General features: G+C 75.2%; 9 protein-coding genes. All 9 read right to left on the minus strand.

Features of this window, described 5'->3' with window-relative positions; all coding sequences use genetic code 11:
• Positions 1–32: 32 nt before the first annotated feature.
• The 9 genes from DEJ50_RS06260 to DEJ50_RS33805 are packed head-to-tail and all read right to left on the minus strand — an operon-like array spanning position 33 to position 15270.
• On the minus strand, positions 33–1205 hold the full coding sequence (locus DEJ50_RS06260) for an acyl-CoA dehydrogenase family protein (RefSeq protein ID WP_150206593.1): 1173 nt from the start codon (positions 1203–1205) through the stop codon (positions 33–35).
• Positions 1202–2941 carry a condensation domain-containing protein gene (locus tag DEJ50_RS06265; RefSeq protein ID WP_150206594.1) on the minus strand — a complete coding sequence of 580 codons (1740 nt, stop codon included), beginning with the start codon at positions 2939–2941 and terminating at the stop codon, positions 1202–1204. Before DEJ50_RS06265 ends, DEJ50_RS06260 begins: the two co-directional genes overlap by 4 nt.
• A complete protein-coding gene (locus DEJ50_RS06270) occupies positions 2938–3729 on the minus strand; it encodes a thioesterase II family protein (RefSeq protein WP_150206595.1) in 792 nt (263 codons plus the stop codon). Before DEJ50_RS06270 ends, DEJ50_RS06265 begins: the two co-directional genes overlap by 4 nt.
• Positions 3726–7100: an amino acid adenylation domain-containing protein gene (locus tag DEJ50_RS06275; protein ID WP_190344315.1), complete on the minus strand. Its 3375-nt coding sequence runs from the start codon at positions 7098–7100 to the stop codon at positions 3726–3728. Before DEJ50_RS06275 ends, DEJ50_RS06270 begins: the two co-directional genes overlap by 4 nt.
• Before the next feature lie 26 nt (positions 7101–7126).
• Positions 7127–10444, minus strand: a complete 3318-nt coding sequence (locus DEJ50_RS06280; RefSeq protein WP_150206597.1) for an amino acid adenylation domain-containing protein — start codon at positions 10442–10444, stop codon at positions 7127–7129.
• The gene (locus tag DEJ50_RS06285) at positions 10441–11790 is read right to left on the minus strand and encodes an MFS transporter (protein WP_150206598.1); all 1350 of its coding nucleotides are present in this window, start codon (positions 11788–11790) and stop codon (positions 10441–10443) included. The genes DEJ50_RS06280 and DEJ50_RS06285 overlap by 4 nt, the downstream gene beginning before the upstream one ends.
• On the minus strand, positions 11787–12989 hold the full coding sequence (gene vioD / locus DEJ50_RS06290; RefSeq protein WP_150206599.1) for a capreomycidine synthase: 1203 nt from the start codon (positions 12987–12989) through the stop codon (positions 11787–11789). Before vioD ends, DEJ50_RS06285 begins: the two co-directional genes overlap by 4 nt.
• Positions 12986–14065, minus strand: coding sequence for an arginine beta-hydroxylase, Fe(II)/alpha-ketoglutarate-dependent (gene vioC, locus DEJ50_RS06295; RefSeq protein ID WP_150206600.1), 1080 nt, complete (start codon positions 14063–14065; stop codon positions 12986–12988). The genes vioD and vioC overlap by 4 nt, the downstream gene beginning before the upstream one ends.
• Positions 14062–15270, minus strand: a complete 1209-nt coding sequence (locus tag DEJ50_RS33805; RefSeq protein ID WP_190344317.1) for a cysteine synthase family protein — start codon at positions 15268–15270, stop codon at positions 14062–14064. The genes vioC and DEJ50_RS33805 overlap by 4 nt, the downstream gene beginning before the upstream one ends.
• Positions 15271–15344: the final 74 nt, after the last annotated feature.

Genomic DNA, 15344 nt, shown 5'->3' on the forward strand with positions numbered 1-15344 from the left:
CAGGTCGTTGCGTACGGGCGGGGGCGGACGGGTCAGAGGTCTGTGCGCAGATGGCCCGCGATCAGGTGCAGCAGCGCCTCGTCCGCGCCCCCGGCCAGGCCGGACGCGCGCGCGTCGCGGTAGGCCCGCTCGGCCGCGCTGCCGTCCATGTAGCCCGCTGCGCCGTGCAGTTGGAGCCGCAGATCGGCGGTCTCGCGCTCCAGCCGGCCGGCCCGCAGCTTGGCGATGCTCGCCTGTCGCAGGGCGGGAGCCCCCTCGTCCAGCAACCGGAACACCGCGCCGGTGTACTCCTCGACCAGCGCCAGCTCCGCGTCGAGCTCGGCCAGGCGGAAGGCGATCGCCTGGTGGTCCACCAGGGGCTTGCCGAGTACGGTGTGGCCGCGGGCATGGCCGGTGACCTGGCGCAGGGCCGCTTCGGTCCGGGCCGTGGAGACCGCCGCGAGGAAGGCCCGCTCACGGGTGAAGACCCGGGTCAGCAGCTCGTATCCGGCACCGGGCTTGCCCAGCAGGTTCTCCTCGGGCACCAGCACATCGGTGAAGGTCAGCGTGCCGTGGTCGCAGGACCGGTGGCCGAGCTTCCCGGTATGCCGGTCCTGGCGCACGCCCGGGAGCCCGGTGGGAACCAGCAGCAGGGTCAGCGAATCGAGCCCGGTCGACGCCGTGGGCCCGGTGCCACCGTCCGCCTCGACCAGATGGCAGAGCACGACGGCGAAGTCGGCCACCGAACCGTGGGTCAGGTAGGCCTTGCCGCCGTTCAGCCGGATGCCTTCCGCGGTCCGGACGGCCGTGGTGCGCAGGGCGGCCAGGTCCGAGCCGCCGCCCGGTTCGGTGGCGGCCAGGGTCGCGACCAGTTCGCCGCGTACCGCGGGCCGCAGGAACTCCGTACGGACCGCCGTCCCGCCCGCCTCGGCGAGCAGCGGCAGCACGATGTCGGTCTGTACCGACAGGCTCATGGCCGGTGAGCCGGCCGGGAGTCGGCCCAGCTCCTGCGCCCAGACGTAGGAGTAGCCCAGGTCGAGGCCGAGGCCGCCGTCGCCCTCGGGCAGGGTCAGGCCGAGCAGGCCCTCCTCGCCGAGTGCCCGGCACAGCTCGTGCGTGGGCATCCGGCCCGCGCTCTCCCACGCGTCCAGCCCGGGGAGGAAGAGGCGCTCCAGTACGGCGCGCACCGAGTCGCGGAACAGTTCGTGCTGCCGGTTCAGCCTCATGACACACCTCCGGCCACCGCACGGGTGACGTTGTCGAGGGCGAGCAGGTACTGCTCGGCCCAGGCCCGTACGGTCGGGCGGCGGAACAGCGAGGGACGGTAGGTGACGGTGAGGGTCTGCTGCCGGGCTCCGCTGCCGCCGCCGGTGAGGCTGAACGCGAGGTCCAGCTTGCTCTGGCGTTCGGCGGGGTCGTGTTCCACCCACCGGAAGCCGAGCCCGGGACCGGGACCGGGCGACTCGGCGAAGTCCTGGACGGCCAGGGACACCCTGGCGAGCGGCATCCGGGTGCCGTCGCGGGGCACTCCGAGCCTGCCGACGAGCCGGTCGAAGGGGTAGGTCTGGCAGTCCAGCACCTCGGCGACCTCCGCCCTGGCCCGGGCGAGGAGGGTGTGGACGTCGGTGACCCCGGCCAGCCGGATCCGGGCGAGCGCCGTGTTGACGAACAGGCCGACGGTGCCCTCGTCCTCGGGGCGCACGCGGCCGGCGACCGGTACGGCGACGACCAGGTCGTCGGCGCCGCTGACCCGGCGCAGCAGTACGGCCAGGGCGGCCAGGGCGAGGGTCAGCCGGGTGTGGCCGCCCTCGGTACCGGCCCGGGCGAGCGCGGCGGTGAGGGAGGCGGGCAACGGCACCGAGACGTCGTCGCCGTCGGCGTGTTCGTCGACCGGTACGGGGTCGGCGGGCAGCGGCAGCGGTTCCGGCCGGCCCGCGAAGCGGCCGGCGACCCGGTCGGCGAGTGCGGGCCAGCGGGCCGACTCCGTCTCGCGCTCCCAGCGGACGTGTTCGGCGAAACGGGACGGGGAGGGGCCGGGGCCCGGTTCGCCCGCCCTGACTCGGCGGTAGGCCTCCAGGAAGTCGTCCAGGAGGATCGCCAGGCTCCAGCCGTCGCAGACGATGTGGTGCACGACCAGTTCGAGCCGGAACCGCGCCGGGGCGGTACGCAGCAGTGCGACGCGGGACAGCGGCCCGCTGCCCAGCGGGAGCGGGGTGCGGTGCAGCAGCCGGATCCGCTCCTCGACGACCCGGGTGCGCACGGCTTCGGGGAAGCGGACGGTGTCCAGGAAGGTGAACTCGGTCAGCGGTTCGCCCTCGACGACCTGGAGGGGCTCCTCGCTCCCGTCCGCGGGCGGTTCGAACCGGGTGCGCAGTGCCTCGTGCCGGCGGGCCACCCGGTGCCATGCGGTGCGGGCCACGATCGGGTCGAACTCGCCCGTCACCTCCAGGGAGACGGTGACGAGGTGGTCCAGCCGGTCCGGGTCGACATCGTGCAGCAGCCAGATGCGGCGCTGCGCGGCGGAGAGCGGATACCGGTGCGGATCCGGGTGCGGGTGCGGGTGCGTGACGCCGACGGCATCCGTGGTGGCATCGGCGGCGGCATCGGCGGCGACCGGGCCGGCGGGCGCGGCCACGGGCACGGGCTCGGGCTCGGGCCGGTCCGCCGCCAGATGGCCGGCGAGTGCCTGCGCCGTCGGGTGGTCGAGCACCGCGGTCACCGGGACCCGGCGGCCCAGGGCACGGCCCAGCCGCCCCGCGACGCGGACGGCGAGCAGTGAATTCCCGCCGAGGGAGAAGAAGTTGGCCTGCGGGTCGACCTGCGGCAGGTCCAGCACCTCCCGCAGGACGGTGGTCGTGGCATCCAGCAGGCCGGTCACGGCACCATGGCCGGGTCCGGCTCCGGGTCCGGGTCCGGGTCCGGCCACGAGGGCCGTCGGCCCGCCGTCCGGGGTTGCGGTCATCGGTTCGCTCCTCGTATCGCATCGCGCAGGTCCCGGCCCAGCTCGGTGAGGAGCCGATCTCGCTGCTCCCGGAGGTAGAAGTGGCCGCCGGGGTAGTCGCGCCGGGTGCTGCCGCCGCGGGTCAGGGCCGCCCAGCCGGCGTGGGTACGGGCCGAGACGGTGGGGTCCGCCTCCCCCGCGAGCACCACGAAGGGCGTGGCCGACGGGGGTTGCCGCCCGGCCCGGTCCGCGTACGGGCGGTAGGCGTCGTGCAGCCGGAGGTCGGCGTCCAGCGGCCGGAGCACCCACTCGCGCCATTCGGGGTCTTCGAGCAGCTCTGCGGTCGCCGCGTTGTCGAGCCCTCGTACGAAGTCCAGCAGTTCCGCCGTGCTGCGGGGCGGCCGGACCTCCGCCGGCATCTCCTGCGGCGCCCGGTGTGCGGAGGCGGCGAAGAGCACCGGCGCGGGCCGGCCGCGGCGTTGCAGCTCGCGCAGCAGTTCGTAGCCGGTCAGCGCGCCCATGCTGTGGCCGAACACCGCCAGCGGCCGGTCCGCCAGGCCGTCGAGGGAGTCGGCGATCGAGGTGATCAGCTCGGTCCAGTCGGTGACCGGCTCCTCCTCGAAGCGGTCCTCGCGGCCCGGGAGGCGTACGGCCACGGGCTCGAACCCGCCCAGCGGGTACTGTTCCCAGCCCGCGTAGCTCAGGGCGCCGCCGCCCGCGTAGGGCAGGCAGAGCAGCACCGGGCCGGTCCCCTCGCGCCAGTGGCCGGCGCACGGGCGCAGCCACCGGGTGTCGGTCGCCTCGCTCATGCCGCGCCACCTCCGGCCGGCCCGGCGCCCGCGACCTCGGCCAGGGCGGTCCGCCACAGCGGTACGAGTTCCCGGAGGGCGGCTTCCGGCAGGTCCCAGCCGATCAGCCGGAGGGCCGGCCGGGCGGCGTCCGCCACGCAGGTGAACTGGACGGCCCCCGACAGCGCGGGGTCCGGGGCGGTGGGGCTGTCGTGTTCGGTCAGCCGTCCGCCGGTGCCCGGCACCGCGGTGCCCCGACCGGTGCGGTCCGCCTCCGGCTCCACCGCGATCAGGAAGGAGCCGGTGAGCGGTTCGCGCCGGCCGGGCCAGTTGCCGGCGAGGCCCGGGCAGTGCATCAGCAGGGCCGCCGACCAGTGGGCGGCCGGGTCCGCGTGCTCGGCCCAGCCGGCGGCGGCCGAGCGGAGTGCCCCCGCCGCGCCGCCGTTGGCGCCGTTGGTGCCGTTGGTGCCGTCCGTCCCGTCGTCCGGGGTGACCAGCAGCGGGACCACGTCCGAGAGATTGGCCACCGCATCCCCGGCGCCGGCCTGCCGGGGCAGGCTCAGCGGTACGGTCGGCAGCCCCAGCCAGCGGTGCACGGCCAGCGCCGCCGCCGCGACCAGCCGCGGTTCCCACTCCCCCGGCGCGCCGCCGGTCAGCGGCGCGGGCAGCTCGCCCGCGTCCACCTCGGTGACCGTCCCGTGCGGGGTGAGCCGGGGGGCGAGGCGCCGCTGCGCCTGCCGTTCGGCCTCCATGAAGGCATTCAGATGGGCTACGGGGCGCATGGCGCGGGCCTGCCCGGACAGCTCGGCCAGCTGCTCGGCGAGCGGAACCGGTGCCGCGGGCGGCGCGCCGAGCCCCAGTTCGGCGGCGAGTTCCGCGGTGATCCGGCGCAGTGCGTTGCCGTCCACGAGCAGGTGCCGCACGGCGAGCAGCAGCTTGGCCCCGGTGGGCAGCCGCAGCAGCGCGGCGCTGACCGGCAGCCCGCGGCGCAGCCCGGTGCGGGCGGTGAGCAGCGGACGGACCCGGTCGACCAGGGTGAGGCTGTCCCCGTCCAGGACCGGCAGGTCGAAGTGGACCACGCGCAGGGCGCGCAGCCGCAGCCGGGCCTGGCCGGTGTCGAGGCGGGCCCTGAGCATCGGGTGGCGTGCGACGACCTCGGCGAGCGCGCGGCGTACCGCTTCGGGGTCGATGTCCCGGGGCAGCCCAAGGGTGAGCACCGCGTGGTCGCCGACGTCCTCGGTGTCCCCGCCGAGCAGGGCCAGTGAGGTGGCCGGGGGCAGGTCGAGGGCGCGGCCCGGGTCGTCGGCCAGTTCGTGGCGGGGCTCGGGCAGCAACGGGGTCCCGCTGTCGCCGCCCTCGCCGCCGCCCTCGCCCCGGTCGTCACGGCCGCCGGCGGCGGTCTCGTGACCGGCCGGGCCGGAGAGGCCTCCGGTGGGGGCATGGCTGGTGGCGCCGCTGGTGCCGCCGGTGGTGGCCCGTTCGGCGAGGGCCCGGACAGTGCGGGCCTGGAGGAGGTCCGCGGCCCGCAGGGTCACGCCCTTCTCCCGCAGCAGCGCGACCACCCGGAAGGCGAGCAGTGAGGAGCCGCCGTGCCCGAAGAAGTCCTCGTCGGCGCCGACCCGGGGTACTCCGAGCACCTCCGCCCAGGCGGCGGCGATCGCCGTCTCCACGGGCCCCTGCGGCTCGGTGCCGCCCGCCTTCGCGCTGTCGTGCCGCTCCACGACCAGGGCGAGCAGCGCGTCCTTGGCCACCTTGCCGTTGGCGGTCAGCGGGACGGCCGGGACGGGCGCGATGAGGTGCGGGACCATGTACGCGGGCAGTCGCTCGGCGAGTTCGGTGCGGATCCGGTCCTCGGTGAGGCCGGCGGCGACGTAGCCGCAGACGATCTGCTTGGCGGGTTCGGTGCGCAGCACCACGGCGCCCGCGGTGACGCCGGGAATCCCGGCCAGCGCCGCCTGGATCTCCTCCAGTTCGATGCGGTAGCCCGACACCTTGACCTGGCTGTCGGTGCGGCCCTGGAACTCCAGGACCCAGGTTCCGTCGTGGTCGATGAGCCGGGCCAGGTCTCCGGTGCGGTAGAGCCGCTCCGTGGTGCCCTCGCTCACCGTCAGCTCGCGGAAGCTGCGCGCGGTGGCCTCCGCGGAGCAGTAGCGCCGGGCCAGCCCCGTTCCGGCCAGGTACAGCTCGCCCGTGATGTCCGGCGGGCACAGTGCGCCGTGTTCGTCGAGTACGTACGCCCGGTAGTTGGGCAGCGGCTGCCCGATGGGCACCTGCCCCTCGGTCACACCCGGCTCGACGAGGAACTCGGTGGCGTTGACGGTCGCCTCGGTGGGCCCGTAGATGGTGTTGAGCCGGGCCGGGGAGTCCACGGCGCGGTGCCAGCGGTGGGTCTGGTGGAAGAAGTACGTCTCCCCGCCGACGACGATCCAGCGCAGCGCGGGCAGTGCCGCCCCGCCGCGCTGCGCGGCCACGTCGAGCAGCTGCACCCAGTGCGGGGTGACGATGTCCAGGTGGGTGATCCGCTCGGCGGCCAGCCAGTCCAGGAACTCCCCGCCCTCGCGCTGCACTTCGTCGGGGACGACCACCAGGCAGGCGCCGGTCAGCCAGGCCGGGAAGAGCTGCTGCACGGAGGGGTCGAAGGTCAGCGGCGCCGTCTGGCAGAGCCGGTCGTGCGGCAGCACCTCATGGCGTTCGACGTACCAGGCGCAGAAGTTCAGCAGGGCCTCCTCGCCGGTCATCACCCCCTTCGGGGTGCCCGTGCTGCCGGAGGTGTAGATGACGTAGGAGGTCCGGTCCCCCGACGGCTGCCCGGCCGGCTGCCCCGGGGGTCGTGCGCCCTGCGGGGCGGTGTGGGAGGTGGTCCAGCCGGCCGGGGCGTCGTGGCCCGCGCCCGTCACCACCCGCGCCGCGAGTCCGGTGCCGATGCCGGCAGCGGCCAGCAGGGCCGCCGCCGGGGCGTCCGCCACCAGGGCCACGGCCGACGAGTCGGCCAGGGTGAACTCCAGCCGGCGGGCCGGGCCGTCCGTGGCCAGGGGCAGATAGGCGCAGTCCAGCTTGAGGGCGGCGAGCAGCGCGGCGTAGTCCCCGCGCCTGCGGGTGGCGGCGACGGCGACGGTGCCGCCCGCCGTCACCCCCTGCGCCGCCAGTGCTCCGGCGATCCGGTCGGCTTCGGCGTGCAGTTCCCGGTAGGTGTACGTACCGTCGTCCGCCTGTACGGCCGGCTCCTCGGCGCGCCGCGCTGCGGTCTCCTCCAGCCGGCGGATCAGGGCGGGCCCTTCGGGCCACGGCCTGGTGCGGCCGTTGAAGGCGGTCCATGCCGCCCGCTCCTCCGCGGTCAGCAGGGCATCCGAGGGCAGGCCCGACTCGGTCGGCGCTTGGGGGGTGGTGGTCACTGGGACAGTGGTCCTTCCTGCGAGGCTCATGACGGCTGTTCCTCTGCGGCCAGGCGGTCCAGGGCCCGGCGGATTTCGCGGGCGAGTACGGTCGCGGTGGGGGCGGGGATCTCGGAGGGTTCGTATTCCAGGCGGCAGCCGAAGCCCCCGGCACCCGTTTCGTGGCAGACCAGGGCGAGGGGTTCGGATCCGGTTTCGCGCCACCGGGTGGCCGCCGGGACGCGGCGGAGCGGCGCGGGGCCGGCCGGGGCGTCGGGGTAGTTCTGGAAGACGAACGCGGCGGCGGGGTCCCGGACGGCCGGCGCCCGCCCGGCCAGCAGGGTGTCGGGATCGGCACCGTCCTGGGCCAGGACGGCCGCCAGACCGCGGTGCAGGCGCCGGAGCCGCTCGCGGGGGGTGCCGGAGAGGTCGACGGGGACGGGCAGGGCGCGGGCGAGGCAGGCCACCGCGCGCTCGATGTGGGGGATGTCCACGTTGCGGCCGGAGGACACGACCCCGATGGCGAAGGCGCGCTGCCTGCACACGTGGCCCAGGGCTTCGGCGTAGGCGAGGAGGTACCCGGCGCTGGGCGCGCACCCGGCCGCCGCGGCCACGGCACGCAGGGCGGTGTCGGTCTCCGGCGGGACCGCCCACTCCAGGTGCGCCCGGTCGGTGGCCGGGCCGCCGCGGCGGCCCGGGGGCAGGGTCAGGGGCTCCACGGCGTCGAGTCCCGCCAGCCACTCCCGTGCAGGCTCCGTACGCGGTGCCTGCGCGAGGCGGCGGGTCAGTTCGGACAGCGGGAGGGCGGGCGGGGGGAGCGGGCGGAACCGGCCCGCGCAGATGCTCGCGTACAGCGTCTCGAACTCGTGCTGGAGCAGTTCCCAGGACCAGCCGTCGGAGATGACGTGGTGGAGGGTCCAGGTGAGGGTGAACCGCCCCGGTTCCAATTCGGTGGCGTCGACCTTCAGCAGCGGCGGCGCGGAGAGGTCGAAGCCCTCCCGGAGGGCGGCGTCGGCGCGGGCGCGGGCCGCCTCCCGCTGCTCGGCCGGTCCGGGCACGCCGGCGGCTCCGGCCCGGTGCACCGTGAGCGGGATCGTCACCTGCTCCTCGGTCCGGAGGCGGAAACCGTCGACCCCGCTGTCGATCCCGGTCCGCAGCACCTCGTGCCGTTCCGCCAGCAGGTCGAGCGCGGTGCGCAGCGCCCCCGGGTCGAGTGTCTCCTCGTACTCGTGGCTCTCCTGGACGAGGCCGGTCTGCGGTACCCGGTCGGTGAGGAGGGTGGCCACCGCGAGCCGACGCTGCGCGGGCAGCGGCAACAGCTCCCCGCCGCCGGAGGTGCCCGGAGCAGCCGGGCTGCCGGCGGTGCCGGGGGCGGCTGCCGCGGTGGCGGCCGGGCGACGGGCCCGGGTGCGGTCCAGATGGCCTGCGAGGCGGCGCGCCGTGGGGTGCACGAAGACGTCCATGGCCTGGATGGGCAGCCCGGCGTCGGCGCACCGCCGGCGCAGCCGGATGGTGGTGATGGAGTCCCCGCCGTTGCGGAAGAAGTCGTCGTCGGGGCCGAGGTCCGGCCGTTCCAGGACCTGCCGCCATACGGTCAGCAGCCGCCGCCCGGTACCGGTGAGCGCTCCGGCTCCGGTCTCGGTGCCGTGCTCGCCGGAGTCCGTGAACTCGCGCACCAGCTGCGCGCCCGCCGTGCGGTCGGCCTTGCCGTTGGCGGTGCGCGGCAGGGCGTCGACGACGAGGATCCGTACCGGGACCAGGGCGGCGGGCAGCTCCTCGGCGAGCGCGGCGCGCAGCGCGGTGCCGGTGACCGGCTCCCGGGTGACCACGGCGGCGGCGAGTTCGCGGCGGCCCTGCCCGGCGTCCAGCACCACCGCGAGGGCGTCGGCGACGCGTGCGTCGGCGAGCAGGGCCCGTTCCACTTCGGGGAGTTCCAGCCGTACGCCGTGCACCTTGACCTGGTCGTCGCGGCGCCCGGTGAACACCAGCTCCCCCTGTGCGGTGCGCCGCACCAGGTCTCCGGTGCGGTACCAGCGGTCGCCGTCGCGGGTGACGAACCGTTCGCGGGTGAGCGCGGGGTCGCCGAGGTAGCCGCGGGCGAGGCCGATCCCGCCGAGCAGGAGTTCGCCGTCGGCCTCGGGCGGGCAGGGGTGCCCGTCGGCGTCGAGGACGAGGGCGCGCAGTCCGGGCAGCGGGCGGCCGATGGGCGGTGCACTGCCGGACACGGGTTCCGTCACCTCGTACGCGGTGGCGTCCACGGTCACCTCGGTGGGGCCGTACACGTTGAACAGCCGGTGCCCCTGCTGCCAGGGCCGCCACTGGTTCACCCGGGCGGCCGGGAGGACCTCGCCCGCCAGCAGTACGGCCCGCAGTGCGGGCAGCACGGTCTCGCCGGCGGCGATGCGCCGGGCGCAGTGCTCGACGACCGGAGCCCAGAGGGAGGGCACGGAATCCCAGTGGGTGACGGCCTGTTCGGCGAGCCAGTGGTGGAGCCGGGCTCCGTCGACGCGGATGTGCTCCGGGACCGGCAGCAGGGTCGCCCCGGCCGACCAGGCGGAGAAGATCTGCTGCACGGACGCGTCGAAGTGCAGGGAGGCGTTCTGGGTGACCCGGCTGCCCTGGCCCAGCTCCAGCGTCCGGGCCGCCCAGCGGGCCAGGTTGACGGCGCTGCGGTGCTCGACGAGGACGCCCTTGGGGGTGCCGGTGGAGCCCGAGGTGAAGATGGCGTACGCCACGTCCGCCGGGGCCGGCCCGCCCCGGAGCCCGGCCCGGAGCCCGGCCCGGAGCCCGGCCGCGGACAGCGGTTCCGCGGCCTCGGGGAGCGCTTCGTACTCCGCGAGCGCCCCGCCGGCGAGCTTCCCGCGCTGGAACAGCAGCGCCCGGTCGATGAGCAGCGCGGGCGTCCCGGCGAGGCCCAGCCCGGCCCAGCCCTCCGCGTCGGTCACCACGGCGGCGAGGTCCGCCTGCCGGGCGGTTTCACGCAGCCGCCGCACGGGTGCCGAGGGGTCGAGCGGGACATAGGATCCGCCCGCGGCCAGTACGCCGAGGAGCACCGGGTAGACGTTCAGTGCGCGGTGCGCGAACACCCCGATCCGGAGCTCGCCCCGCTGCTCCCCGTCGGCCTGCAATCGCGCGGCCCAGTGGGCCACCCGGGCCGCCCGCAGGGCCAGTTCGCGGTAGGTCATGGCCTGTTCCCCCAGGCGTACGGCTTCCGCCGCGGGGGTGCGCTCCGCCTGCTCCAGCACCAGGTGGACCAGGGTGGTGTCGACCTCCCAGGAGGGCTCGGGGCCGTCCAGGGCGCCGGGGGCGGCCCGCTTGTCCTCCTCGGTGCGCAGATCCCAGGCGGTGAAGTCCAGATCCGTCATTGCTCACTCCCCGGCCGGCTCGGCAGCGGTTGGTCGGCGGACGCGCCGCGGTCGGCGGTCCCGGATGCTTCGGACCCGGAGGTCCCGTCGGGCTCGGTCCTGGAGAGCTCGGTTCCGCTGCGCAGGCCGCGCCCGACCAGGGCGTAGCCGGCCAGGCACAGCAGCACGGCCTCGAAGACCACGAGGGTGCTCCCGGAGCCCACCCGGTCGAGGAGCAGGCCGGTGAAGGCGTAGCCCAGCGGCAGGCTGCTCTTCGACAGGAAGGTCATGAAGCCCTGGACCCGGCCGAGCTGGTCGGGGTGGACCTGGCTCATCAGGTACTTCATCTGGATCACGTTCAGTACGGCGACCTGGAACGCCACCAGGCCCCAGACCAGCCCGATCCCCCAGCTGGGCAGGTCGGCCAGCAGCAGCGGGAACAGCAGCACGGTCAGCCAGTGCTTGCCGGCCACCGCGGTCCGCAGGCCCAGCCCCCGCTCGATCCGCGGGGCGAGCGCCGCACCGAGCAGGCTTCCCACGCCGGCGGCGGTGAAGACGGTGCCCACCTCGAAGCCGGAGGCGCCGCTCTCCTTGGCCAGCACGATCAGCAGCAGCCCGATCCCCGAGAAGAGGAAATCGCCCGCGATGGTCAGCACGGTCAGGGTGCGCACCAGGGGCAGCCGCGCGGTGATCCGCATCCCGGCGGTCAGCTCGCGCCGCCAGTGCAGGGGCGGCGGGGTACCCTCGGGGCCCAGCCGCGACCGGATCGCCAGGATGGCCGCGGCGATGGCCACGAAGGACAGCGCGTCGAGGAAGAACGGCGCGGCGGGGCTCATGGTTTCGAACATCAGCCCCGCCAGCGGCGGTGCGACGAGCGCGGTGGTCCCCCAGATCGTCTCGCTCTGGCTCGCCGCCTCGCCGAGCTTGTCCGGCCCGGTGATCCCGGGCAGCGCCGCCGTGTTCGCGATCCGGTACGCCGTCGCGGCCAGGCTGTTGACGAACGCGACCGCATACAGCTGGGGCAGGGTCAGCCCGTCCATCAGGTACGCGACGGGGACGGTGACGATCGAGGCCATGCTGAGCAGCGAGGCGCCGACCATCACGGCCCGCCGGGAGACCCGGTCCACCAGCATGCCGATCGGCAGGCTCAGCAGCAGCGGGGGGATCGCCTCCACACTGCCGACCAGCCCGGCGTGCAGCGGGGAGGAGGTGAGCATCAGCACCAGCAGCGGCAGCGCCACCGCGGTGATCTCGTCGCCGATGGCGCTGAGCATGGTGCCGCCCCACCAGAGCCGGAAGTCCCGGTTGTGCCGCAGCAGCGCCGGCTTCTGCTCCGCCACCGCGTCGCCGGGAGCCGTCGAGGTCACCCGGACCCCTCGCGCCGGCCGCGGGCCTGGGTGTGCACACCCGCGCCCGCGCCGGGTTCCGTGCCGAGCTCCGTGCTGATCGCGGCCAGGCCGCGCTCCAGTTCCTCCGGGGGGCAGGAGAACCCGATGCGCATCCGGTCGGGGTGTCCGAAGACCCGGCCGGGGACCGCCAGTACCCCGTGCCGGGACAGCAGCCGCTCGCACAGGCCGGTGGTGTCCTCGTGGCCGGTGAACCGGGGGAAGGCCGTGACCCCGCCGCGCGGCGCCGGGCACTCCACCGCTCCCCCGCTCGCCGCCGCCCACGCGAGGAGCAGCTCCCGGTTGCGGCGTGCCTCGGCCAGCCGGGGGGCGATCAGGGTGTCCGCGTGCTCCACGGCGACGGTCGCGAGCCGCTCGGCCAGCGGGGAGAGGCTGAGGGTGAGGTAGTCCCGGGTCCGTACGAGTGCGGGGACCAGCTCCCGGGGCACCACGCACCAGCCGACGCGCAGCCCGGGCAGTCCGTACGCCTTGGACAGGGTGCCGAAGGACAGCGAGCGGTCCAGGTCCCGGGTGGGGTCGGCGAGCGGCGGGTGGTCGTAGACGAGGTCGGTGAACGCGCCGTCCCAGAGCAGGGTCGCCCGGCTGCCGGCCACCAGGTCGAGGAGCTCGGCACGGCCCCGGGGGTCCACGCAGGCCCCGGTGGGATTGTGCGGGAAGTTGACCACCACCAGGCGGGTGCGCTCGCTGAGCACCGCCCGCAGATCGGCCGGGTCCGGTACGAAGCCGTTCTCCGGCCGCAGCGGCCAGGTCCGCAGCACCGCGCCCGCCGCTGCGGCGAGCGCCGACAGCGAGTGGTAGGCGGGCCCGGGGACGACGACCTCGTCACCGGGGCTCACCAGTGCGGTGAAGGCGAGGAACAGGGCCTCGCTGGAACCGTGGGTGGTCATCACCACATGGCCGGGGCCGGGGCGTACCCGGGCCGCCACGGCGGTGCGCAGCCGCTCGTCGCCCAGCGAGGGCCCGTCCCGGAACATCAGCCGGTCCAGTTCGGCCGGGTCGAGCAGGTCCGGGTCGAGGGCGCGCAGGTCCCCCAGGCGGTAGTTGTGCACCCCGCTGCTGCTGATGTCGGTCTCGGCCTGGAAGTAGCGCTCGCGCAGCCAGTCCTCCAGCGGGGCCGCGGGCAGGGTGAGCGGCCCCCCGCTCCGGGTCGTCCCCGTCATCGGCGCCCCAGGACACGGGAGCCGGCGTCGGCGCGTACTTCGCGCGAGCGGTGCAGGTCACGGGTGACGTTGATGCGTTTGAGCCAGCGGTCCCTGCCGTCGTAGCGGGGCTGGAAGGCACGTCGGCCGTGCACGGCCCGGCTGTTGTCGATGAACGCGACATCACCGGCGTCGAGCACCACCTCGTACAGTGCCGCGTCGATCCGCTCGCGCAGGGCCTCCAGCGCCGCCCGGGCCTCTTCGTCGCCGTCGACCGGGGCGCTGAAGTCCCCGTCGATCCGGAGCCGGGGGGCGGCGCGGTGGCCGGTGAGGATCGGCACCGCCTCGGGGTGGTCGAGGGCCTTCGCGATCTCCTGGAACTCCGGATTCTGCTGCTGTGCGGCGGAGTTGTTGGCCGGCAGGTGGGAGTCGTCGGGACGGATCAGGAAGCGGTTCTGGAAGAGCAGGTCGACGGTCGGCTCGTCCAGCTCGTCCAGCGGGGCACCGGCCAGGGTGGTGGCCACCCGGTCGGGGTTGCGCAGCGAGAACAGGCCCACGTAGTCGGCGCGGTGCGGCGAGAAGGCGTCCTCGGTGTGCCAGCCGAGCTCCTGCCGGCTGCTGGAGCTGACCAGGCTGTGCTCCACGCCCTGGATCGGCAGCACGTCGGTGACCACCCGGCCGTCCTGCTGGGTGGCCCAGCCGAAGACGTCACCGAGCAGGCCGGCGTAGAGGGCGAGGAGGAAGGCGGCCGGGCGGGAGCCGGGGGTGAGGGCGTCCCGCCAGTGCGCGGGGGTGGGGCCGAGCTGCGCGTCGTCGACCGCGTTGCCGCGGAGGACCAGGGCGTGCGGGCGCTCGTCGAGACGGGCCCGGGCCATGAACGTACGGATCCGCTTGGGCAGTTCATGGGCGATGACGGCGGCGTCGAGGAGGAACGCGGGGGCCTCGGGGTCCTCGTACTCCCGGACGCACCGGGCGGCCAGTGCAGCGGCCTCGGCGGCTTCCCGGGGAGTCAGCCGCAGCTCGCTCCAGGGACTGGTGGGCGGAGTCGGGGTGTGTGCCGGTGCCACGTCGTCGTCGGTCGTGGGGAAGGCGGTCATCGCGGTGCGTCCTCCTCGGACGGTACGGCGCTGGGTGCGGGTGCGGGTGCGGGTGCGGAGTCGGCTTGGCCGGGGCCGGGGCCGGAGTCGGCTTGGCCGGGGCCGGGGTGGTCGTCGGCCGGCTGGAAGCCGGGGCAGCCGGCGCCCGTGCGGTGCCGCAGCCGGCCGGCTTCGGCGGGCAGCCCCATCCGGTCCAGCCAGGCCGGGTGGTAGACGGTCGGACCGTAGTGCTCGCCCAGGTCGGGGCAGAGGCACAGCGCGTGGCGCACCTCCGGGTGCCGGTAGAGGTACTCCAGGCAGCCGGCCAGGACCGCCCCGCTGGAGCCGCCGACCGCGATCCCGGTGTCCTGGCGCAGGGTGTGGCAGCACGCCACGGCCTGCCGTTCGTCGACCAGCAGCACGTCGTCGGTACTGGCGGCGTCGAGGAAGGCGGACCGCCGGCCGGCGCCGATCCCGGTGAGCACCCGTGGGCGCGGCACCCCGCCGAAGACGGTCGAGCCCTGCACGTCCACCGCGACGATCCGGACGCCGGGGCGGACCCGCCGGAAGTGACGGGAGAGGCCGGCGAGGGTTCCGCCGGTGGAGACGCCGGCGAAGAGCGCCTGCGCGGTCTCCCCCGCCTGGGCGTCGAACTCCGGGGCGGTCCAGGCCTCGTGGATGCGCCAGTTTGCCTCGTTCTCGTACTGGTTGGGCCAGACGGCGTGCGGCAGTTCCTGCACCAGCTCGCGCACCCGGGCCAGCCGGTCCTGGAGGTGGGTGGTGGCGGTGTCCGGGGTCCGGACCCAGTCCAGCTCGCCGCCGTTCGCCTCGATGGCCTGCTGGATGATGGGCGACTGCCGGTGGTCGACGACGGCGATGAAGCGCAGTCCGAGCTCCCGGCAGATCGCGGAGAGGGCGAGCCCGAGATTGCCCGAGGTGGACTCGACCACGGTGGCGCCCGGCACGGTGAGCCGGTCGGCCACCGACCGGATCAGGCTGAGCGCGGTCCGGCCCTTGATGGACCGCCACGGCGAGTGGCCCTCCAGCTTCAGCGTGATGGTCCGGGGGATGCCCGCGATCTCGGTGCGGATGGTGCGGACCGGTGTGACCGGGTAGTCGGCCATGGCGCGGACGACGTGGTCGAGCACGGGGTTGGCGGATGCGGGGGTGGGGCCGGGGCGGGCTTCGGGGGTGGCCGCCGCCGACGGCGGCAGAGTGGGTGGCATCTCCTCGTCCTCGTCTCAGTCCTGCGATGGGCACCGGAACCGGAGGTGCCGGTTCCAGAGCGGGTGCGGGTGCG

The sequence above is a fragment of the Streptomyces venezuelae genome, from assembly GCF_008642295.1.
Lineage (GTDB): Bacteria > Actinomycetota > Actinomycetes > Streptomycetales > Streptomycetaceae > Streptomyces > Streptomyces venezuelae_C.

Bases quoted from the DNA above. Each gene is read 5' to 3' on its own strand.
- DEJ50_RS33805 (WP_190344317.1), bottom strand. From the start codon at position 15,270: ATGCCACCCACTCTGCCGCCGTCGGCGGCGGCCACCCCCGAAGCCCGC.
- vioC (WP_150206600.1), bottom strand. From the start codon at position 14,065: ATGACCGCCTTCCCCACGACCGACGACGACGTGGCACCGGCACACACC.
- DEJ50_RS06270 (WP_150206595.1), bottom strand. From the start codon at position 3,729: ATGAGCGAGGCGACCGACACCCGGTGGCTGCGCCCGTGCGCCGGCCAC.
- vioD (WP_150206599.1), bottom strand. From the start codon at position 12,989: ATGACGGGGACGACCCGGAGCGGGGGGCCGCTCACCCTGCCCGCGGCC.
- DEJ50_RS06265 (WP_150206594.1), bottom strand. From the start codon at position 2,941: ATGACCGCAACCCCGGACGGCGGGCCGACGGCCCTCGTGGCCGGACCC.
- DEJ50_RS06280 (WP_150206597.1), bottom strand. From the start codon at position 10,444: ATGACGGATCTGGACTTCACCGCCTGGGATCTGCGCACCGAGGAGGAC.
- DEJ50_RS06260 (WP_150206593.1), bottom strand. From the start codon at position 1,205: ATGAGGCTGAACCGGCAGCACGAACTGTTCCGCGACTCGGTGCGCGCC.